At 63.7% G+C, this 19,471-nt stretch carries 20 protein-coding genes; 12 read left to right on the top strand and 8 right to left on the bottom strand.

Annotation, left to right across the window (positions count from 1 at the left end):
- Position 1 precedes the first annotated feature (1 nt).
- From JAB1_RS17370 to JAB1_RS17355, 4 genes are all read left to right on the top strand, one after another.
- Positions 2-2,461 (top strand): ligase-associated DNA damage response DEXH box helicase, encoded by a 2,460-nt coding sequence (locus tag JAB1_RS17370; protein WP_070281145.1) that lies wholly within the window; start codon positions 2-4, stop codon positions 2,459-2,461.
- The gene (gene pdeM / locus JAB1_RS17365) at positions 2,458-3,132 is read left to right on the top strand and encodes a ligase-associated DNA damage response endonuclease PdeM (RefSeq protein ID WP_070281143.1); all 675 of its coding nucleotides are present in this window, start codon (positions 2,458-2,460) and stop codon (positions 3,130-3,132) included. Before JAB1_RS17370 ends, pdeM begins: the two co-directional genes overlap by 4 nt.
- A gap of 193 nt (positions 3,133-3,325) precedes the next feature.
- The gene (locus JAB1_RS17360) at positions 3,326-3,688 is read left to right on the top strand and encodes a KGG domain-containing protein (RefSeq protein ID WP_070281141.1); all 363 of its coding nucleotides are present in this window, start codon (positions 3,326-3,328) and stop codon (positions 3,686-3,688) included.
- Between the two features lie 206 nt (positions 3,689-3,894).
- Positions 3,895-4,158: a hypothetical protein gene (locus JAB1_RS17355; RefSeq protein ID WP_034783412.1), complete on the top strand. Its 264-nt coding sequence runs from the start codon at positions 3,895-3,897 to the stop codon at positions 4,156-4,158.
- Between the two features lie 133 nt (positions 4,159-4,291).
- On the opposite strand, the gene JAB1_RS17350 is transcribed toward JAB1_RS17355, so the two are convergent.
- The gene (locus JAB1_RS17350) at positions 4,292-4,789 is read right to left on the bottom strand and encodes a pyridoxamine 5'-phosphate oxidase family protein (RefSeq protein ID WP_070260468.1); all 498 of its coding nucleotides are present in this window, start codon (positions 4,787-4,789) and stop codon (positions 4,292-4,294) included.
- Between the two features lie 280 nt (positions 4,790-5,069).
- Here JAB1_RS17350 and JAB1_RS17345 point away from each other — a divergent pair, with 280 nt between their 5' ends.
- The 6 genes from JAB1_RS17345 to JAB1_RS17320 all read left to right on the top strand — a co-directional run bounded on the left by JAB1_RS17345 (position 5,070) and on the right by JAB1_RS17320 (position 10,172).
- Positions 5,070-5,723: a PepSY-associated TM helix domain-containing protein gene (locus JAB1_RS17345; RefSeq protein WP_070281139.1), complete on the top strand. Its 654-nt coding sequence runs from the start codon at positions 5,070-5,072 to the stop codon at positions 5,721-5,723.
- A 32-nt stretch (positions 5,724-5,755) separates the two neighbouring features.
- A complete protein-coding gene (locus JAB1_RS17340) occupies positions 5,756-6,271 on the top strand; it encodes a DUF2271 domain-containing protein (protein ID WP_034783417.1) in 516 nt (171 codons plus the stop codon).
- A 10-nt stretch (positions 6,272-6,281) separates the two neighbouring features.
- Positions 6,282-7,106, top strand: a complete 825-nt coding sequence (locus JAB1_RS17335) for a DUF4198 domain-containing protein (protein WP_034783418.1) — start codon at positions 6,282-6,284, stop codon at positions 7,104-7,106.
- Between the two features lie 26 nt (positions 7,107-7,132).
- Positions 7,133-8,173: an FAD:protein FMN transferase gene (locus JAB1_RS17330; protein WP_070281138.1), complete on the top strand. Its 1,041-nt coding sequence runs from the start codon at positions 7,133-7,135 to the stop codon at positions 8,171-8,173.
- 12 nt (positions 8,174-8,185) lie between these two features.
- A complete protein-coding gene (locus JAB1_RS17325) occupies positions 8,186-9,550 on the top strand; it encodes a sulfite reductase subunit alpha (protein WP_070281135.1) in 1,365 nt (454 codons plus the stop codon).
- A gap of 91 nt (positions 9,551-9,641) precedes the next feature.
- A complete protein-coding gene (locus JAB1_RS17320) occupies positions 9,642-10,172 on the top strand; it encodes a glutathione peroxidase (protein ID WP_070281133.1) in 531 nt (176 codons plus the stop codon).
- Between the two features lie 3 nt (positions 10,173-10,175).
- On the opposite strand, the gene JAB1_RS17315 is transcribed toward JAB1_RS17320, so the two are convergent.
- The 6 genes from JAB1_RS17315 to JAB1_RS17290 form a co-directional block, all read right to left on the bottom strand.
- Complete coding sequence (locus tag JAB1_RS17315) at positions 10,176-11,402, bottom strand: DUF2325 domain-containing protein (RefSeq protein WP_083299804.1); 1,227 nt, start codon at positions 11,400-11,402, stop codon at positions 10,176-10,178.
- Positions 11,403-11,441: 39 nt separating this feature from the next.
- The gene (locus JAB1_RS17310) at positions 11,442-11,768 is read right to left on the bottom strand and encodes a hypothetical protein (RefSeq protein ID WP_070281130.1); all 327 of its coding nucleotides are present in this window, start codon (positions 11,766-11,768) and stop codon (positions 11,442-11,444) included.
- An 85-nt stretch (positions 11,769-11,853) separates the two neighbouring features.
- Positions 11,854-12,051 carry a hemin uptake protein HemP gene (locus JAB1_RS17305; RefSeq protein WP_034750559.1) on the bottom strand — a complete coding sequence of 66 codons (198 nt, stop codon included), beginning with the start codon at positions 12,049-12,051 and terminating at the stop codon, positions 11,854-11,856.
- A 251-nt stretch (positions 12,052-12,302) separates the two neighbouring features.
- Positions 12,303-13,109, bottom strand: a complete 807-nt coding sequence (locus JAB1_RS17300; RefSeq protein WP_034783488.1) for a helix-turn-helix domain-containing protein — start codon at positions 13,107-13,109, stop codon at positions 12,303-12,305.
- A 340-nt stretch (positions 13,110-13,449) separates the two neighbouring features.
- Positions 13,450-14,094: a response regulator transcription factor gene (locus tag JAB1_RS17295; RefSeq protein WP_034783426.1), complete on the bottom strand. Its 645-nt coding sequence runs from the start codon at positions 14,092-14,094 to the stop codon at positions 13,450-13,452.
- A gap of 155 nt (positions 14,095-14,249) precedes the next feature.
- A complete protein-coding gene (locus JAB1_RS17290) occupies positions 14,250-14,717 on the bottom strand; it encodes a universal stress protein (RefSeq protein ID WP_070260284.1) in 468 nt (155 codons plus the stop codon).
- Positions 14,718-15,195: 478 nt separating this feature from the next.
- Between JAB1_RS17290 and JAB1_RS17285 the strand changes: the two genes are divergently transcribed.
- Together JAB1_RS17285 and JAB1_RS17280 are read left to right on the top strand one after the other, a co-directional pair.
- On the top strand, positions 15,196-16,062 hold the full coding sequence (locus JAB1_RS17285) for a protein phosphatase CheZ (protein WP_034783429.1): 867 nt from the start codon (positions 15,196-15,198) through the stop codon (positions 16,060-16,062).
- Positions 16,062-17,948, top strand: a complete 1,887-nt coding sequence (locus JAB1_RS17280) for a chemotaxis protein CheA (RefSeq protein ID WP_070281129.1) — start codon at positions 16,062-16,064, stop codon at positions 17,946-17,948. Before JAB1_RS17285 ends, JAB1_RS17280 begins: the two co-directional genes overlap by 1 nt.
- 65 nt (positions 17,949-18,013) lie before the next feature.
- On the opposite strand, the gene JAB1_RS17275 is transcribed toward JAB1_RS17280, so the two are convergent.
- Positions 18,014-19,144 carry a S41 family peptidase gene (locus tag JAB1_RS17275; RefSeq protein WP_070281128.1) on the bottom strand — a complete coding sequence of 377 codons (1,131 nt, stop codon included), beginning with the start codon at positions 19,142-19,144 and terminating at the stop codon, positions 18,014-18,016.
- Between the last annotated feature and the right edge of the window lie 327 nt (positions 19,145-19,471).

Genomic DNA, 19,471 nt, shown 5'->3' with positions numbered 1-19,471 from the left:
GATGAGCACGCTGGCGCAGCGCATCGATGCGTGGTTTGTCACGCGCGGCTGGACGGTGTTTCCGTTCCAGCGCGCCGTCTGGCGTGCTGGCGCGCAGGGCCGTTCCGGCCTGCTGCATGCGAGCACGGGTTCCGGCAAGACGTATGCCGTGTGGTTCGGCGCCTTGCTGCGCGCCGAGCGGCTGGCGCGCAAGGGGAGAAAGCAGGGCTTGCGCGTGCTGTGGATCACGCCCATGCGGGCACTGGCCGCCGACACCGTGCGCGCGCTGCAAGCCTCGGGTGCGGAGCTCGCTCCCGGCTGGCGCATCGAGGCGCGCACGGGCGACACGAGCGCGGCGCAGCGGGCGCGGCAGGCGAAGGCCTGGCCCGAGGTGCTCGTCACGACGCCGGAAAGCCTGTCCCTGATGCTGAGCCAGACGGACGCCCGGGAACGTTTCAGCCTGCTGGAAACCGTGATCGTCGACGAGTGGCACGAATTGATGGGCAGCAAGCGCGGCGTGCAGGTGCAGCTGGCCCTGGCCCGTTTGCGCCGCTGGCAGGAAAACCTGATGACGTGGGGCCTGTCGGCTACCCTGGGCAACTTGCAGCAGGCGCAGGACGTCTTGCTGGGCGAGGAAAACGCCGGCGTGCTGGTGGAAGGTAAAATTAAAAAGTGCATCCTCGTCGACAGCCTGATCCCCGTCAACCCCACGCGCTTTCCCTGGGGCGGCCACCTGGGCATCCAGATGCTGCAGCCCCTGATCGCCGAGATCGAGGGCAGCGCCACCACCCTGGTATTCACCAACACGCGTTCGCAGGCCGAGCTGTGGTACCAGCATTTGCTCGATGCGCGGCCCGACTGGGCGGGACTGATTGCCCTGCACCACGGTTCGCTGGACCGTGAAGTGCGCGAGTGGGTCGAACAGCACCTGAAAACGGGCGAACTGAAAGCCGTCGTGTGCACGTCCAGCCTGGACCTGGGCGTCGATTTTCTGCCCGTCGAGCGGGTCTTGCAGGTGGGCAGCGCGAAGGGCATCGCGCGCCTGGTACAGCGGGCCGGGCGCAGCGGCCACGCGCCGGGACGCATCTCGCGCGTCACCTTGGTACCCACCAACAGCCTGGAATTGCTGGAAGCGGCCGCTGCCCGTGCTGCCCTGGCGCAGGGCCACCTGGAAGCGCGGCCAGTGCCGGACAAGCCGCTCGACGTGCTGGTGCAGCACCTGGTGACGATCGCCCTGGGTGGCGGCTTCCAGTCGGCTCAATTGTATGAGGAAGTGCGCGCCGCCTGGTCGTATCGCCACCTGACCCTGGACGAGTGGCAATGGGCGCTCGACTTCGTTGCGCGCGGCGGGCAAAGCCTGACCGTGTATCCGGAATACCGGCGAGTGCTGCCGGACGATGAGGGCGTGTACCGCGTGCCGGACGTGGCCCTGGCGCGGCGCCACCGCATGAGCATCGGCACCATCGTGTCGGAGGCGGCGATCCAGGTCAAGTTTCTCGGTGGCGCGCGCATCGGCAGCATCGAGGAATCGTTCATCGCGCGCCTGAAGCAGGGCGACCACTTTTTGTTTGGCGGGCGCATCCTGGAATTCGTGCGCGTGCACGAGATGACGGCCTACGTGCGGCGCGCAACAGGCAGCCGCGGCGCCGTGCCGCGCTGGCAGGGCGGCAAGATGCCGCTGTCGTCGGAACTCGCGCATGCCGTGCTGGACCAGTTGCAGCTGGCGCAAGAAGGGAAGGCCAGCGGGCCGGAAATGCGCGCGCTGGCGCCGCTGCTGGCCATCCAGCAGGCATGGTCGAGCCTGCCCACGCGCTCCAGCCTCTTGCTTGAAACCTTGTCCAGCCGCGAAGGCCATCACCTGTTCGTGTATCCGTTTGCGGGCCGCTCGGTGCACCTGGGCCTGGCGTCGCTGCTGGCGTACCGCATCGCGCGCGTGCAGCCGGCGACCTTGTCGATTGCCGTCAACGACTACGGCTTTGAATTGCTGGGCGCGGACGACATCGATTATGCGCCGCTGTTGACGGCCGCCAGCGGCGCCGATATTGCCCTGTTCAGCACGGACAATCTGCTGGAAGACGTGCTGGCCAGCCTGAACGCGACGGAATTGTCGCAGCGGCGCTTCCGCGAAATCGCCCGCATCGCCGGCCTCGTGTTCCAGGGCTATCCGGGCCAGCCGAAAAGCGCGCGCCAGCTGCAGGCGTCTTCCTCGCTCTTCTTTGAAGTGTTCCGCAAGCACGACGCGGCCAATTTGCTGCTCACGCAGGCGCAGCGCGAAGTGCTGGAACAGGAACTGGAATTGACGCGCTTGCGCGCCACCTTGCGCGAGCTGCATGGCCGGCAGATTTCCCTGCAAGCGCTGGAGCGGGCATCGCCGTTTGCCTTCGGCCTGATGGTCGAGCGCTTCCGCGAACAGCTGACGACGGAAAAGCTGTCGGACCGGGTGGCGCGCCTGGTCAGCGCGCTGGAAAAGGCGGCCGCATGAGCGGCCCGCAGCAAGCGCACTGCGTGGTGGAACTGGCCGGCGAGATTCTGTGGCTGCTGGCGCACAAGGCCGTGTATTGGCCCGCGCGCAGGATGCTGGTCATCGCCGACATCCATTTCGGCAAGGCGGCCGCGTTTCGCGCGCTGGGCGTGCCCGTGCCGCGCGGCACCACCACGCAAAACCTGCTGGCGCTCGACGCCTTGCTGGCCAGTTACGCTTGCGAGGAAATCGTCTTTCTCGGCGATTTTTTGCACGCGCGCGCCGCGCACGGGGCCGCCACCGTGGCCGCCCTGCAGGCCTGGCGCGCGCGCCATCCGGACGTGCGACTGACGGTGGTGCGCGGCAACCACGATGCGCATGCGGGCGACCCGGCCGCCGCGCTGGGGATCAGCATGGTCGATGAGCCGCATCAGGTGGGCAATCTGTCGTTCTGCCATCATCCGGACACCGCCGCGCCCGGTTATGTGCTGGCTGGCCACGTGCATCCCGTGTTTCACTTGCGCGCTGAAAGGGGCGGCTTGCGCCTGCCGTGTTTCCTGCTGGGCCAGCATCGCGCCATCCTGCCCTCGTTTGGCGCATTCACGGGCGGCCATGCGGTGCGGCCAGCCGCTGGCGAGCGCGTCTACGTGACGGCCGACGCGGCGATTTTCGCACTACCCGCTAACTGCTGAGTGTCTGGTACTTTTGGTGGAAAACTGAAAGTAACTGCGTTACCGTAGGCGGGACACATCCTACATACGCTCTTGCCATCCTCCTATTTCTTGTGCCCCATGTGCGCACTAAGATGACTGTTCCCTTGCCATGCGAGGGGGAAGAATTGCATGGTTTGCACTGTTTCTGATTCCATCGATCAAGGAGATCATCATGGCCACATCGAGCGACAATAAACAGCAAGGTAGTAAAACCAGTAGCAGTAGCAGCGGCGGCAACAAGCAAAGCGATACCAGCAAACGGGGCTTCGCTTCCATGGACCCCGCCCAGCAGCGCGAAATCGCCAGCGAAGGGGGGCGTGCCGCGCATGAAAAAGGCACGGCGCATGAATTCACCTCGGAAGAGGCCCGCCGCGCAGGCAGCCAAAGTCACAAGAACGATGCCAGCCGGCAAAGCGCAGCCAGTTCCAGCGGCTCGCGCGACAATGCCAGCATGAACCAGGAGGGCAACCGCGACAGTGGCAACAAGCAAAGCGGCGGTTCGGGATCGAGCTCGGGCTCGCGCAACAAGCAGTAGTGCAAGTAGTAGTCATGAGCAGTAGCAAGTGATCATGGCCAGCGGCAGGCAGGCACGCCGCTGGCCATGGCCGCATCTGTCCGGCAGCCGCAAAATTTTGATGCAATGCAGCAGGCATGGACTATGATGAATGAGCTGCGCCGGCAATGTGCGATCACCTGGCAATCACCTCGCAGTCAACCGCATCGATGATCAGGGAGAAGATAATGGGCAACTCGAATACGCCGCAACCGGGCAATAGCCAGGGCGGCACGCCATCCACGGCGGGCAGCAAGCAAAGCACGGCCGACTCGGCTGAAAACTTTGTGCTGGTCGATAGCGAGCAAGGTCTCGATATCGGCGACGATCTGTTTTCCATCGGCGAAGTGCGGCGCGCCGACCGCTTGCCCCATCACCAGTCCGGTTCCGCCGGGCAAAGCAGGCAGAGTGCCGACGATGGGCCGGATACCACGGGCAGTACCGGCGTCTGAGCTTCCCTTCTTGACTGTCTGGTAATCCCCGCAGGGCCAGCCGTTGGACGTGTTCGCGCACGCCGGCTGGCCATTCCTCCATACGGGGAGTAACGCCGGCTGCTTGCCGGCGCGGGTAACATTGGCGACTCGGCTACAGATCGACCCTGCCGTGTTCGCCCAAGTCCTTCGGCGGCTCGCCCGTAATGGCGGCCTTGGCCATTTCATAGAATTGCATCATCTTGCTGGCGCTGCTATCCCAGTATTCTGCCGACTGGATCGTCACCTTGATCAGCGACAGCTTCGGATCGTCGAGTCCGCCCGGGAACCAGGCTTTGACCAGAGGGTTCCACAATTCCTCCGCCTTGGCGCGGTCCTTCAACAGCTGCGCGTGGCCGCAGACGGATACATACAGGCTGTCGCCCGTGTCGACAAAGCTGACATTGACTTGTGGATTGTTCAGCAAGTCGCGCGTGTAGGCGGCCTCATCCGAGACAAAGAACCAGATTTGCCCTTCCTTGTCGACCTGCTGCTGCGTCAGCGGCCGGCTGGTGAGGGTGCGCATGTCGTCGCTGGTGGTCAGCATGCCGAATTTGACATCCTTGATCTTGGCCGCGATGCTGGCCAGTTGTTCGCTGGAATACGCTTGCATATTGTGCTCCTGTTTGATTGTCCTGAACAACAGCATAGGCGGGCATGGCTCGCGGCTCTGTACGGCAGCTTACGTAGCGGCGCGCATGGCCCTGTCGTGTTGTGCATGTTTCAAAGCTGTTACAAAACGCTGGCCCGGCGGGGCGCCCCATGTATTGACTTAATAAATGATAATCATTATCATTTGTTTGAAAATGTCGGCATGAACTTTGATTGAAGGATGGGAATGAAGCACACTGACTTGTCGCGCCACCTGGCACGCTCCTTGCCGGGAGCGGGCTATGGGTAATGCGGGCGCCGCAGACAAGGCCAAGAACAACGCCAGCCGCGCCGTCTGGCTGAAGAACTTGCATCAATGGCACTGGATCAGCTCAGCGCTTTGCCTGCTGGGCATGTTTTTGTTCGCCATCACCGGCATCACCCTGAACCACGCTGGCCAGATCGAATCCAAGCCGGCGATCACGCGCCAGAAGGCGGCGTTGCCGGCACCCCTCGTCACGGAACTGGCCGCGTATGCCGCCAAGCATGATGGCGCCAATGCGCCCATGCCGGCCGCCGCCGAAGACTGGCTCAAGCAGCAATGGTCGCTCAATGCGGGCGGCCGTCCCGCCGAATGGTCGCTCGACGAAGTGTATCTGCCGCTGCCCAAGGCGGGCGGCGATGCCTGGGTGCGCATCGGCCTGGAAGACGGGGCCGCCGAATATGAATTGACGGACCGGGGCTGGGTATCCTGGCTCAACGATGTCCACAAGGGCCGCAACACGGGCGTGGCCTGGAGCTGGTTCATCGACATCTTTGCCGGCGCCTGCATCGTGTTTTGCCTGACGGGGCTATTGATTTTGAAGTTCCACGCGGCCAACCGGCCATTTACCTGGCCGATGGTTGGTCTCGGTATCTTGATACCTTGCGCGATCGCCTTGCTGTTTATTCACTGATCGTTTTTATTTTTCCTTTTTACAGGCACACCATGAAATTACGCTACTCCCTGGCGCTTGGCCTTCCCCTGATCGGCACTTCGGCGATGGCGGCCGACCTGGCCCTCAAGATTGAAATCCCGCAACTGAACGTGGCGGAGTACCACCGTCCCTACGTGGCGGCATGGCTGGAAACGGCCGATCAAAAGGTCGTCGGCAATCTGACGGTGCTGTATGACGTGAAAAAGAAGGACAAGGCCGGCGAAAAATGGCTGAAGGACATGCGTCAATGGTGGCGCAAGAGTGGCCGCGACCTGGCCATGCCCGTTGACGGCGTCAGCGGCGCCACGCGTGCGCCGGGCGAACATACCCTGACTTTCCCCGGTGCCAAGGCCTTGCTCGACAAGCTGCCGGCCGGCGAATACCAGGTGGTGGTGGAAGCGGCGCGTGAAGCGGGTGGACGCGAGCTGGTGCGCGTACCGTTCCAGTGGCCGCTGAAGTCGGCCCAGTCCGTGCCTGCCAAAGGCAAGGAAGAACTCGGCAATGTCGTCGTCCAACTCAAACCATAAGGCGCACATCATGTTCAATCGATTCAACCAATCCCTGATCGCCCTGGCCCTGGCCGGCCTGGCCATGAACGCCCACGCCCACCGCGGCTGGATGGTGCCATCGAGCACGATGGTGGAAAGCAAGGACGCCTGGGTGACGGTGGACGCAGCCGTCTCCGACGGCCTGTTCGAGATCGACCACCAGCCGCTGCGCCTGGACGCGCTGCAAGTCACCGGTCCGGACGGCGCCAAAGTCACGCCGGCGAACACGGTCACGGGCCGTTTGCGCAGCGTCTTCGATGTGAAAATGGAAAAGCCTGGCACGTATAAAGCGGCCATCGTGTCGCAAAACGTGATGGGCAGCTACAAGCTCAATGGCGAGCAGAAGCGTTTCCGTGGCAACGAGGAAACGTTCAAGAAGGAAGTGCCGGCCGATGCGCAAGAACTGAAAATCACGCGCACGGCAGCGCGCCTGGAAACCTTCTTCAGCAATGGCGAAACCAGCACGGAAGTGTTCAAGCCGACAGGCGTGGGCCTGGAATTCGTGCCGGTGACGCACCCGAACGACTTGCGCGCGGGCGAGAAAGCCACGTGGCGCTTCCTGGTCGACGGCAAGCCGGCGGCGAACCAGGCCTTCAGCCTGGTGCCAGGCGGCGTGCGCTACCGTGGCGTGCTCGGTGAAATCCGCCAGAGCACGGATGCCAAGGGCGAAATCACGTTTACGGTCCCGGCGGCCGGCATGTACTACCTGAGCAGCACTTGGCCTGCGGCCGCACCGGCCGTGGCCGGCCAGCCGCCAGCCATGCCCGAGCGCCGCATGACGTACGCGGCCACCGTGGAAGTGTTGCCGCAGTAAGCGGCGGCATCGTCACGAGAGCGCCGATGCGCCGGGTCCTGCTGCCGCAGCATATTTCCGATCAGGTCGCGCCGCCCGGCGCCGCGATCCGGGACTTGCACGGCCTGAGCATGGGCACCAGCTGGTCGGTGCGCCTGCTCGAGTCCGCCATGCCGGGACGCGCGGGCAGCGCCGACTTGCAGCAGGGCTTGCAGCAGCAGCTGGACCTGGTGGTGGCGCAAATGAGCCACTGGAGCGACGAGTCCGACCTGGGCCGCTTCAACCGGGCCGAGCCTGGCAGCTGGCACAGCCTGCCCGCCGCGTTTTGCGAGGTGCTGGGCTTTGCCATGCACGTGTCGCAAGCGTCCGGCGGCGCGTACGACCCGTGTGCGGGCGCGCTCGTCAACCTGTGGGGCTTCGGCCCCCGCAACCGTTATGACGAGCCTGGCTTCCTGCCGCCGAAAGACGATACCGTGGCGCTGCTGCTGGCGCAGCGCCAGCGCCGCCGCCTGGAACTTGACTTGCCAGCCCGCCGCGCGCGCCAGCCGGGCGGCTTGCAGCTCGATTTGTCCGCCGTGGCCAAGGGCTATGGCGTGGACCGCCTGGCCCGCTACCTGGAAAGCCAGGGCATCCACCATTACCTGGTGGAAGTGGGCGGCGAGCTGCGCGGCGCCGGCAGCAAGCCCGATGGCCAGCCGTGGTGGGTCATGCTGGAACAGGTCGATGGCGCCGCCGATAGTGCCGATAATGCACAGCATCCTGCGGAAATGCTGCTGGCGCTGCACGGCTTGTCCGTGGCGACCTCGGGCGACTACCGGCGTTTCTTCCAGGACGGCACAGTTCGCTTCTCACACACCATCGATCCGCGCAGCGGCATGCCGATCGCCAACCAACTCGCTTCCGTCACCGTCGTGCATGCCGAATGCATGGCGGCCGATGCCTGGTCGACGGCCCTGACCGTGCTGGGGCCGGAAGCCGGCATGGCGCTGGCCGAAGAGCAGGGCCTGGCTGCGCGCTTCCTGCAGCGCGACGGCGAGGGCTACCACGAAACGCTGAGCAGCCACATGCTGGCCATGCTCGACGAATGAACGATTGATTCCATGATTTTTACGCACGATACGACGCGGCTGGCCTTGCTGGCGGCCCTGTCCCTCAGTTATGCGGGCGTGTGCCTGGCGCCCTGGCTGCGCGCGCGCGCCAAGCGCCGCGCGTCCGACGCCGCCAGGGCGGCGCTGGCCAACAGTCCCGCCTGGCTGGTGACGTATGCGAGCCAGACGGGCAATGCGGAAGAGCTGGCCACGCAAACGGCGCAGAGCCTGCAACTGGCCGGCATCCCCGTGCGCCTGTGTGCGCTGGCCGACGTCACGGCCATTGATCTGCAACAAGCCGAGCGGGCCCTGTTTTTGGTCAGCACGTATGGCGAAGGCGACGCTCCTGACAATGCGGCCGCCTTCATGGGCCGCCTGATGACGGGCGAGCTGGCGCTGCCGCAATTGCATTACGCCGTGCTGGCCCTGGGCGACCGCAGCTATGGCCATTATTGCGGCTTCGGCCGCGCGCTCGATGCCTGGCTGGCGGCGCAGGGCGGGTTGCGCCTGTTCGAGCGCATCGAAGTCGACCGCAGTGCCAGCGCCGCCATCGAGCAATGGTTCCAGCACCTGAGCCACCTGGCCGGCACCAGCGACGCGCCCGACTGGAGCGCGCCCGCCTTCGGCGACTGGCGTTTGACGCAGCGGCGTCACCTCAACCCTGGCAGCGCCGGCGGCGCCATCTACCACGTGGAACTGGCGCCGGTGGCGGGCAGCTTGCCTGACTGGCAATCGGGCGACCTGGTGCAGGTGACCGCCCCGGCCGACCCGTCGCAGCCGCGCGAATACTCGATCGCTTCGATTCCGCATGATGGCAGCGTGCACTTGCTGGTGCGCCAGCATGCGCATCCCGATGGCAGCCTGGGCCTGGCCTCGGGCTGGCTCACGGCGCAGGCCAAGGTCGGCGACGTGGTGCAGTTGCGCCTGCGCCAGCACAAACGCTTCCGCCTGGAAGACAATGCCCGGCGGCCATTAATTCTGATCGGCAACGGCAGCGGCATCGCCGGCTTGCGCGGCCACCTGAAGAGCCGCGTGATGGCGGGGCAGCGGCGCAACTGGCTGATCTTTGGCGAGCGCAACCTGGCCCACGATTTCCATTATCGCGATGAAATTGAACAGTGGCACGCCAGCGGCGACTTGCCGCGCCTGGATCTGGCGTTTTCGCGCGACCAGGCGGAGCGGACCTACGTGCAGGACCGCCTGCGCGGCAATGCCGACGAGGTGAAACTGTGGCTGGAGCAGGGTGCCGCCATCTACGTTTGCGGCAGCCTGGCTGGCATGGCGGGCGGCGTCGACCAGGCCCTGCAGGAAATGCTGGGCCGGCCCGCGCTCGACGCGCTGGCGGCCGAAGGGCGCTACCGGCGCGACGTGTATTGAGTTTTTGACGCCGCCAGCGCGTTCGCGCACACACGGCTATCATGATTGTTTCATCCGAGGAGACACATCATGAGCGACAGCATTTTACGACATTCCCTTGCGCCGCATCAATGGCGAACCCACCAGCCTGGACGCTTATCGCGGCAAGGTCGTGCTGGTGGTCAATGTGGCCTCCGCCTGCGGCTTGACGCCGCAGTACGAAGGACTGGAAAAACTCTACGCCGACAAGCAGGCCGAGGGCCTGGTGGTGGCCGGTTTTCCCGCCAATGAATTCGGTGCGCAGGAGCCGGGCACCAATGCCGAGATCGCGGACTTTTGCCGTGGCACGTTTGGCGTGCAATTTCCCATGTTTGAGAAAATCGTCGTCAAGGGTCCGGGCCAGCATCCGCTGTACCAGCGCCTGGTGCAAGAGCAGCCGCGGGCGCAGGAAAAGCCGGGCAGCGATTTCCGCGCCAAGCTGGCCGGTTACGGCATCACGCAGGAGCAGCCCAGCGACGTGCTGTGGAATTTCGAGAAGTTCTTGATCAGCAAGGACGGCAAGGTGGTGGGGCGTTTCTCGCCCGACACCACGGTCGATGATGCGCTCTTGCGCGAAGCTATCGCGCGCGAGTTGCAGGCCTAGGTTTTAGTCGGAGGCGTCCAGTGCGGCTGGTTCCATCTCGCCACTGACTTCCTGCAAGCCCCGTGCCAGGCTGGAAATGCTGGGGTTGTCGATGAAGACGCAGCGCTTGCCCGTGCGCTTGCAATAATCCTTGACGCGCCAGTAGGCGCTGTGGCTGATGCAGCCCGTCTGGCAAATCACCAGGTCGGCCGCCGCCAGGCTCGAATCGAGCAGGTTGGCATTGTCTTCCAGGCCGCCGTCGTGGTGGGCGAATTGCGCGCCGACCCGCTCGATCAGGGCGCGGTAGGTGGCGACATTGCCGCTGCGCCCGCCCACGCACAGGACGCTTTGGTCGACCAGGCGGATCGGCATTTTCAGCTTGCCGCCGGTCGGCACTTCCAGCTTGGCAGCCGGTGGCGGCGCGGCAGCGGCCGGGCGTGGCTGGGCCTGTTTCAATTCCGCGATTTGCTGGCGCAATTCCTTTTCGCGCTCATCCATTTGCGCCAGGCGTTCGACCAGGCGCGTGCGCGATTCCAGCGCCGGGATGGCGGCCTGCAATTGCGCCAGTTCCGCGCGCAAGCCATCGATCACGCTATCCTTGCCGATGGCCTCGGCACGCGTGCGCAGCAGCACGGCTTCCTGGCGCTCCAGCTCGCCCGTTTTTTCCATCAGTGCGGCCTGGCTGCGCTGTTGCAGCTTGGCCAGTTCGTGCGCCAGGCGTACATTTTCTTCCTGCAAGGCCGTAAATTTGCCCATGTCGGCGCGCACGCAGGCGCCGGCCTGGTGCTGGATCATGTGCAAGTCTCTGCACATCTGCTCTTCCAGCTCGGCATCGCAGCGCGGGTGCGTCAGGCCAGCCCAGAAGGCGCCCGACACGTCGCCGTTGGCGACGGCCGTGCGCCACAGTTGCGCTACCTGCTCCGTGGTCTTGGCGCCGCGAAAGCGCAGGATCACGGGAGCGTAGCGGCGTTCGAGTTCCTTTTGCAGCGCTTCGGACAGGCGGTTGCGCGCGCCGCATTCCGTCACGGCGCCCACGTGCACTTCGTAGTCGTCTGCCAGCACGCGCCCGCCCGTCATCTTGCCCACCAGCTTGCGCAGGTAGCCCAATGGCAAGCCCACGCCGACCAGAGGACAATGGCAGGTATGCGACAGTTCCCACAGCCGGCGGCGGCGCGAAGCGAGCGCGGCCGTTTCGGCTCCGTCGCTGGAACAATTGCTGATGACGGGCAAGGACTGGTCTTTGTCACACATGGCGGTATCCTGTTGGGCGGTGGCAGTGTTGAAGAGAAATTATTGCGGCAGGGGCGAGGCAGGGCGCTTGGCGCTCAGCATGTGTGCCAGGCGATCGAGCAATGTGGTCTTCGGCGGCGCGGGCCGGTGCAGCGCCACCAGGGCGGCCCACTGCTGCGACAGTTGCTGGCACGTCGCTTGCAGCACGGGGCCCAGGCCGGGCGAATTCGACAGCACTTGCAGATGGCGTTCGATGACACCGGCCAGTTTCTCGCAGGGACTGCCCGCATGGTAGTGCGACATCAGATGCAGCACGGCCGACAGCAGCAATTCAGGCTGTTGGCCTTGCGGGGAAGGAAACATCGTGGAAGGTCGGTCGTTCGCCATCAAACACTCCTGTGCGGTGGTTTGGCTGGCTGCGCGCACGGAGCGCGACTGGCTGGCGAGTGTGGTGACTGGCTGCCGTGCTGCTTCAGGCAGTCAGGATCAGCTTGTTCAACTGGGTGACGCGCAGGCGATAGATCTTGCCGCTGTGCTCAATCTCCACTTCGCGACCCTGCTGCAGCAGCGCTTCGCTGGTGATGCGGCGCGCCGGCTGGGCCATGCTGACGGGAGGACGGACGTGGGCGGTAGCGGCATCCTGGATCAAGGCTGGTTTTGAGCTTTGCATGTTGGGCTTTCTTTATCTCAGTTGAGAATGATTCGTATTTGCATTATTGTTGAATGTGGCCCGAAAAGCAAGGCTTATTTGTGTGGAATCCGCGCTTTTTTGCGGTGAGATGGCAGCGTGGAAGATGCTGCTGCGCAAAGGTGGCCGCTGGCGCGGCGCGGAAGGGGAGTGGCCGCAAAAAAGACCCGGCAAGGCGTTGCGCGCCTTGGCCGGGCCAAGCCTGTGCCAAGCTTGAAGAAATCGGGATGGCGCTAAATGGTGGCCAGCAATTGCGCCGAGGCGGTGGCGGCCGCGGTGGTATCGGCCTTGAGTTTGGCGGCGGCCAGCTGCTTGGCGCGCGAGCGCGACGGCGGCAGGCGGCGCAGGGTTTTCAGGGCGTCCGGATCCTTGATGCCGATGGTGCGCTGGTCAACCGTGATGAGGCCAATTTCATTGAATGCGGACAAGGTGCGGCTGACCGTTTCCAGGGTCAGGCCCAGGTAGCTGCCGATTTCATGGCGCGTCATGCGCAGGTTGAACAGCTTGCTCGAATAGCCCATCTGCGCGAAGCGGTCGGCCAGCGAGACGAGGAAGCGCGCCACGCGGGCTTCGGCGCTGAGGGCGCCCAGCATGCCGATCATGGCTTGCTCGCGCACGAGTTCGCGGCTCATCACGCCATACATGACGTTTTCCAGTTCCAGGTGCACCCTGCCCAGCGCCGTCAGCTTCTTGAACGGCAGCAGGATCAGGTCGCAGTCGGACAGGGCCACCGCTTCCGAGGAGTAATGGCGCGAGTGGATCCCGTCGACGCCCAGCATGTCGCCCTTCATGGGGAAGCTGAGTACCTGCTCATTGCCGAATTCATCGATGAGCACGGTTTTCAGGAAGCCCGAATTGACGATGTACAGGGTGTCGAACGGTTGGCCGATGGTGTGCACGCGCTGGCCCGTCTTGAATTGCACGTGCTGGAACAGCAGTTCGTCAGCGGCGATGGTGCAGGCGCTGGAGATATGCAGCAGGTCGCACACCTCCTTCAGGTTCGACCAGAGCCGGCCCTGGCGCTGGCGTCCCGCTTCCATCGGGGAGGAGGGGGCCAGCGACGGTGAGGCAGCGCGGGTGTCGGGCGTTTGCGTGGACAGCATGTTCATCTCCTGGTGACAGGTAGTTCAGAGTTGAATGACGGGGTGCTCGGGGCGGCGGGCGGGCAAGGGTCGGCGGCGCGCGTCCAGGCAGGTAATGCTCAATTCGCTGAAGACTTGCTGTGTGATGAAATAACTTTCCAGCAACTTGATGACTGGTTTCAGTATGCCAACAACCGTATGCAATTAATATCAGCAGTGGCTGAATATGGCAGTAGGAGCTGCGGTAGGTAAGGTAGGATTGTTCCTACAGTTGGCGCGCGGACGCGCGCCAGGAGGATCACGTCTTGAAGGGCGATAGCAGGCGGTGCGCGACGGCATACTGGACCATTTCCGATAGGGAACTCATGCCCATCTTTTGCATGATGCGCGTCTTGTGCGTACTCACCGTCTTCACGCTCAGATGCAGGTTGTTGGCAATTTCCGTGATCGACTTGCCGGCCACCAGCAGGGAAAAGACTTCGAATTCGCGGTCCGACAACTGTTTATGCAGCAAGCTTTCATTCGGCATCATGATGTTGAGCACGAGCTGCTCCGCCACCTCGGCGCTGATGTAGGGGCGTCCCGACGCCACCTTGTGGATGGCGCCCACGAGCTGGGTGCCCGCGCTTTCCTTGGTCAGATAGCCTTGCGCGCCGGCGCGGATGGCGCGCACCGCATATTGCTCTTCCTCATGCATGGTGAGGATCAGGATGGACAGCTTGGGCGCCTCGCTGCGGATTTGCCGGATCAGGTCGACGCCGCTGCGGCCCGGCATCGACAGGTCGAGCAGCAGCAGGTCGAAGCCGCCCTGGCGCACGTGGTTGAGGACTTCAAACCCGTCGATGGCCTCACCCACGATGTCGATATCCGGCGCGCCGTCAAGGATGCGCTTTAATCCTTCACGCATGATGGTGTGGTCGTCGGCAATCACAATACGTATCATAGGCGGGCAATCTGGTGGCGTGTAATCTGCTGTGTCCGTTACCGGACAATCAAATGTTAAGAAACGAGAAATGTTGTCATTTTAACTGAAGTGGCCGCACGTTTGCCTTTTTCTTGCTGTGCCGGCAACGGCGGCCTCCGTGGCCATGTGACCCCTTATTTTGCCGGGGGTTCCTTGATCAGCCTATGCACGAGCACGGGCAATTTCGAGTGCGACAGCACCTTGTTGGTGACGCTACCCAGCAGCAACTGGCCCCAGCCGCTGCGGCCATGCGAACCCATGAAGATCAGGTCGCATTGCTGCAATTGCGCCACTTCCACGATTTTCAGGGCCGGGCTGTCGGAAAAGGCCGTCAAGCCCGTCGCCTGCAGGCCCCGCTTGGCAGCCGCGTCGAGGATGGGCTGCCAGTGGTCGGCGCCCGCCTTGCGCATGGCGATGCGGTATTCCTCTTCGCTGGGATAGCTTGGCGGAATGATTTCGATATACACCGGGTACTGGTACTCGGGTGCCACGTACACGGCAAGGATGTCGGCGTGCATCTGTTCGGCAAAGGCAACGCCGGCGCAGGCCGTCAAGTTGGAGACGGTGGAGCCGTCCGTGGCGATCAGAATTTTCTTATACATGGCAGGTCCTTTGGCGATGACTCAGCGCGCGCAACGCCTCTTATTGTAGACGTGGCGGCAGCATTGTATTCATGTAAAGACTTGATAATTGTCAATACTACTGCACCTTCAGTATAGACAACATTGGCAGAAAGATCGTGTTTAAGGTGCAACGATGTCCCAGCGATATCCATATGGCGCTGTTGCGCAGGCGCCCGCGGGCAGGATTTCTTGTGCGGCGCGTGGTCTTGCACGCACGCCAATGGTAGTATTTCAAAATACAACAGCAGGAACACTTATTTCCTGGCGGAAAAGCTCTTGTGGGCCAGCTTTGCACCGGGAAGCGCGTTTTGAGATTTACCAACAGGGCGGCGCCCTGCTACACTCGCACCATCGCAGCGGTATTGCCTCAAATCATCTTAATCGAGAAATTGTGGGTATCAGTCTGTAAAACGCACAGTTCAGGCGGAATTTTGACAAATTATGGAGAAGCAGGGATATGACCAACGCCGCTGATGATTTCGATGCATTATTCGATGAAGTATCCGCGCAAAGCGCGGCCGCAGCCACGCCGGCGCCTGCCGCCGCGCCCGCTCCCGCCGTGATCGCGGATGACGATTTTGACGCGCTGTTCGACTCCGTGTCGGCCAGCGCCGCCGTGCCGGCAGCCGCAGCGGCGCCGGTGGCTGCCGCGCCAGCCGCAGCGGAAGCGGCCCCCGTGGCCAGCGCTGGCGCGCCTGGCGAAGCGGCCGATCCGGTCGACCAGTCCGACAAGCCGATGTTCGAGCGCCTGGGTGGCATCGTGCGCCTGCTGCACGACTCGCTGCGCGAACTGGGCTACGACAAGGCATTGACGGAAGCGTCGTCGCAGATCGTCGACGCCCAGGACCGCCTGGAATATGTCGCCACCCTGACGGAGCAGGCCGCCAACAAGGTCCTGAATACGCTCGACGAAGGCATGCCGGCGCAAGACGTGCTGTCGAAGAAAGCCAAGGACATGGACAGCCGCTGGACAGCCTTGTTCGATGGCAAGCTGAGCCTGGAAGAATTCAAGGCCCTGGCCGGCGATTCACGCCAGTTCGCGCAAGCCGTTGCCGAAGCAACGGAAGCGGAAAAAGCACGCTTGCTGGAAATCATGATGGCCCAGGACTTCCAGGACATCACGGGCCAGCTGATCAAAAAAGTGGTCAACATCACCAAGACGGTGGAGCACGAGCTGGCTCAGCTGCTGCGCGACAACGCGCCGGCCGAGGTGCGCGAAAAGCTGGCGCAAAAGCCGGTACCGCTGATGCAGGGCCCGTCCGTGCCGTCGGTGGCGCTGGACCAGGATAATGTAGACGACCTTCTTGCGGATTTGGGATTCTAATGGACGATATGCTCAAGGATTTCGTCGTTGAGGCGATGGATCTTGCGGTTAATGTTGAAGAGCACTTATTACGCCTCGAGCGTGATCCTGACAACAAGGAAACACTGAATGCCGTGTTTCGTTCCTTCCACACCATCAAGGGTGGCGCCGGCTTCATGGGCTTGCCCGCGCTGGTGGCGGCCTGCCATCTGACGGAAAACCTGTTTGACGCCTTGCGCACGGGCGCCGCGCCGGTAACCCCCATCGCCATCGAGGCGGCGCTGCAAGCGTCCGGTTTCGTGGCCGACCAGCTGACGGAATTGGCGAATGGCGCCGCGCCGGAAAGCTTGCCGGCCATGCCGGAAGAGCTGGAACATATCCTGACGAACGCCATCGAAGGCAAGGGCATGGACGCGCCTGCGCCGGCCGCCGTGGTGGCGGAAGCGGCCGTGGTCGTTGCCGAGGTCGCAGAAGTTGCCGTGGCCGCGCCCGTCGCCGCCGTTTCCACCGCCGGCGCCGTTGGCCTGGACTGGGAAGGCATGTATAACGCCGTCGTGCCCGAGGGCAGCCGGGTCGCTGCCGCGCCGGTGTCCGCCGTCGCCGCTGCGCCTGCCGTCGTGGCCGCCGCGCCGGCCGCTGCCGCTGCCGCCAAGCCGGCCGCCAAGGCCTGGGATGGCGCCGAACGACGCGAAGAGCGTCCGGAAGTGCGCCATGCCGCGCCCGTCAAGGAAGACAGCATCCGCGTCGACGCCGTCAAGCTCGACGCCCTGCTGGAAGTGGCCGGCGAATCCGTGCAGGCCGCCAACCAGGCTGCCGTGCTGCTCGAGCGCTTGCTGCAATTCAAATTCGAAGGCCAGGCCGCCACCCTGATGGCGACTCTGGCGGAAACCCTGGAACGCGCTTCGCGCTACTCGACGGAACTGCAGCGGGCCACCCTGGCCACGCGCATGCAGCCCGTGGGCCGTCTGTTCCAGAAATTCCCGCGCCTGGTGCGCGAGCTGGCGAAAGACCTGGGCAAGGATGTCGAACTGACCATCGAGGGCGCGGAGACGGAAGTCGATCGCGTGGTGGTCGACAGCTTGTACGATCCGCTCGTGCACATGCTGCGCAACTCGCTCGACCATGGCGTCGAATCGCCGGAAGCGCGCCTGGCTGCCGGCAAGCCCGCCAAATCGTATATTTCACTGAAGGCATGGCAGGAAGCCAATAGTGTCATGATCGTGCTGCAGGATGACGGCAAGGGCATGGATCCGGCCTTCCTGCGCAGCAAGGCCCAGCAAAAGGGTTTGATCAGCGAAAACGCGCAATTGAGCAACGACGAATGCTTCCAGCTGGTGTTCCTGCCGGGCTTCTCGACCAAGGAAGTCGCGTCCAGCGTCTCCGGCCGTGGCGTGGGCATGGACGTGGTGAAAACGGCCGTGGAGAAAAACCGCGGCGCCATCCATATCGAGTCGGCGCTGGGCAAGGGCACGAAATTTGCCATCCGCCTGCCGATCGAACTGTCGATCGTGCCGACCATGCTGGTGTCGACGTCGGGTGCCGCGCTGGCGCTGCCGATGGCGGTGGTGCAACGCGTCGTCGAATTGCCGGAAACCTTCATGGAAGTGGGCGGCGCGCCCGTACTGAAAGACCAGGGCCGTCCATTGCCCGTGCGGTCGCTGGCCGGCTCCCTGGGTTACGAATCGTGCAGCGAGCGCGTCGGCATCGTGGTCGCCGCGCCACAGCCGTACATCCTGGCCGTGGAAGCCGTCGATGGCACGGCCGACCTGGTGATCAAGCCGATGACGGCCATCACCGTGGAAGGCATCACGGGTACGGCCCGCTCGGCCGAGGGCGAGCTGGTGCTGGTAGTCGGCCTGTCGTTCCTGATGGATGGTTGTCGAGGTAGCGTCCGGTTGGCAGCTTAAGTCTTGCCTTATTCATTAGAAAGCCCGCCAGGTATAGCGGGCTTTTTTTTATGGCGCCAGCGGCGTCAAATGTTATCCGGGCGTAAAGTGCCCCCTTCAAGCCAGCGCTGCACGCGCAGCACTTCCTGAGCGCGCTCCGCCTCGTCCTTCGGTGGCGGCAGGTAGATATCGGGCATGATGCCACCGAGATCCACCTGCAGCTGCGGCAAGCGGGCCGAGCGCGAGGTGGCGTATTGCAGGTGGCGCTGTCCCGATGGAAGGGCGTGCAGGCGCAGGTTGGAATAGTCGAGTGCGCCGTAACTGTTGCGGCCGATCAATTTCACATGAAAACTTTGCCGCGCCGCCAGCAGAAATTCTTCGCAGGAGCTGGCGCAGTCGCGGTCGACCAGCACGGCCACGCGCGCCGGCCGGCGCGGTTCCGGCGTGTCCGCGCGCATATAGCTGATGGTGCCGCTGCTTTGCTGCGGCGCGTATTGGCCCGGCTTCACGCTGCGCATCTGCGTCACGGCCTGGGCCGCAAAGGCGGCGCATGCCTGGTCGCCGGGCGCCAGCAGCGCGCAGACGTTTTCCTGGCCTGCGATATTGGCCGGCGTGGACAGCCATTCGGCGCCCATGCGGACGATCTCTCCCGAACTGATCCAGGACAGCAGCGGCGCATACGTGCTGTCGCTGCCGCCGCCGTTGCGGCGCACGTCGAGGATCCAGTTGGGGCGCGCCGCCAGTGCCGCGCGATGCGTATCGAGCAGGGCGGCCACGGCGGCGCGGTAGCTGCCGTGAAAGCTGGGCAAGGTCAGCAGTACAGTCGAGTCCGACAATATCCGCAGCGCCGGTTCCTTCGATGCTGCCGCCTGTCCCGGCGCGGCGGGCCGTGCCGGCGCCGGTTTGGCGATATCGAGCGCGCTGCCCGGCTTCACATGCAGGTGGCCCTTGCGCCACATGCGCGCATAGTTTTCCAGGACCGCATCGCAGGCCTGGCCATCGGCCGCGCCGGCCGCCGCCGTGGTGGCCGTGGCCAGCGCCAGGTCGAAATACGCCTGTCCCTTTTGTTCCAGGTGCTGGCGCGCGCCCGTGTCATTTTCCAGCAGGAAGGGCGCAATGGCGCGCAAGTCCTGCACGCATGTTTCTCCCGGCGTGGCGGCCGCCGCATGGGCGCCGGCCAGGGTCAGGGCGGCCAGCGCCGACAAGTTCAGTTTCATCGAAGTCCCCAGTGTGGTGGCGCGCGTGCGCCGGTCATTATTGTCGAAACACAATACACGAAAGATTGAGGAAAAAACATGCCTTTCTGCCGCCGCCGTCAGTCCTTCGGCAAGCCGCGTGCGGATGGGCTTGTGATGGCGCTGATAAGCCGACATCGGCAATTTCCAGCTCATATCGAACAATGCGGCCAAACTTTGTATCGCCAATCCCACGCTTTTGCCTGTTTCGGTTCTGTATTCCCCAATATATGGCATAATCCTTGTGGATCACCGTATGACCTGGTATCACTTGATCACTTAAACAGGCTGTGGCAACGCTGCATAAAT

The sequence above is a fragment of the Janthinobacterium sp. MP5059B genome (genome assembly GCF_001758645.1).
Lineage (GTDB): Bacteria > Pseudomonadota > Gammaproteobacteria > Burkholderiales > Burkholderiaceae_D > Janthinobacterium > Janthinobacterium lividum.
Note: the sequence above shows the minus strand (reverse complement) of the source record. Positions and strands in the feature narration are given on the sequence as shown.

Bases quoted from the DNA above. Each gene is read 5' to 3' on its own strand.
- JAB1_RS17280 (WP_070281129.1), top strand. From the start codon at position 16,062: ATGGACGATATGCTCAAGGATTTCGTCGTTGAGGCGATGGATCTTGCG.
- JAB1_RS17350 (WP_070260468.1), bottom strand. From the start codon at position 4,789: ATGCAAGCGTATTCCAGCGAACAACTGGCCAGCATCGCGGCCAAGATC.
- JAB1_RS17335 (WP_034783418.1), top strand. From the start codon at position 6,282: ATGTTCAATCGATTCAACCAATCCCTGATCGCCCTGGCCCTGGCCGGC.
- JAB1_RS17325 (WP_070281135.1), top strand. From the start codon at position 8,186: ATGATTTTTACGCACGATACGACGCGGCTGGCCTTGCTGGCGGCCCTG.
- JAB1_RS17330 (WP_070281138.1), top strand. From the start codon at position 7,133: ATGCGCCGGGTCCTGCTGCCGCAGCATATTTCCGATCAGGTCGCGCCG.
- JAB1_RS17360 (WP_070281141.1), top strand. From the start codon at position 3,326: ATGGCCACATCGAGCGACAATAAACAGCAAGGTAGTAAAACCAGTAGC.
- JAB1_RS17345 (WP_070281139.1), top strand. From the start codon at position 5,070: ATGGGTAATGCGGGCGCCGCAGACAAGGCCAAGAACAACGCCAGCCGC.
- pdeM (WP_070281143.1), top strand. From the start codon at position 2,458: ATGAGCGGCCCGCAGCAAGCGCACTGCGTGGTGGAACTGGCCGGCGAG.
- JAB1_RS17295 (WP_034783426.1), bottom strand. From the start codon at position 14,094: ATGATACGTATTGTGATTGCCGACGACCACACCATCATGCGTGAAGGA.
- JAB1_RS17285 (WP_034783429.1), top strand. From the start codon at position 15,196: ATGACCAACGCCGCTGATGATTTCGATGCATTATTCGATGAAGTATCC.
- JAB1_RS17310 (WP_070281130.1), bottom strand. From the start codon at position 11,768: ATGGCGAACGACCGACCTTCCACGATGTTTCCTTCCCCGCAAGGCCAA.
- JAB1_RS17355 (WP_034783412.1), top strand. From the start codon at position 3,895: ATGGGCAACTCGAATACGCCGCAACCGGGCAATAGCCAGGGCGGCACG.
- JAB1_RS17340 (WP_034783417.1), top strand. From the start codon at position 5,756: ATGAAATTACGCTACTCCCTGGCGCTTGGCCTTCCCCTGATCGGCACT.
- JAB1_RS17305 (WP_034750559.1), bottom strand. From the start codon at position 12,051: ATGCAAAGCTCAAAACCAGCCTTGATCCAGGATGCCGCTACCGCCCAC.
- JAB1_RS17370 (WP_070281145.1), top strand. From the start codon at position 2: ATGAGCACGCTGGCGCAGCGCATCGATGCGTGGTTTGTCACGCGCGGC.
- JAB1_RS17315 (WP_083299804.1), bottom strand. From the start codon at position 11,402: ATGTGTGACAAAGACCAGTCCTTGCCCGTCATCAGCAATTGTTCCAGC.
- JAB1_RS17275 (WP_070281128.1), bottom strand. From the start codon at position 19,144: ATGAAACTGAACTTGTCGGCGCTGGCCGCCCTGACCCTGGCCGGCGCC.
- JAB1_RS17290 (WP_070260284.1), bottom strand. From the start codon at position 14,717: ATGTATAAGAAAATTCTGATCGCCACGGACGGCTCCACCGTCTCCAAC.
- JAB1_RS17300 (WP_034783488.1), bottom strand. From the start codon at position 13,109: ATGGAAGCGGGACGCCAGCGCCAGGGCCGGCTCTGGTCGAACCTGAAG.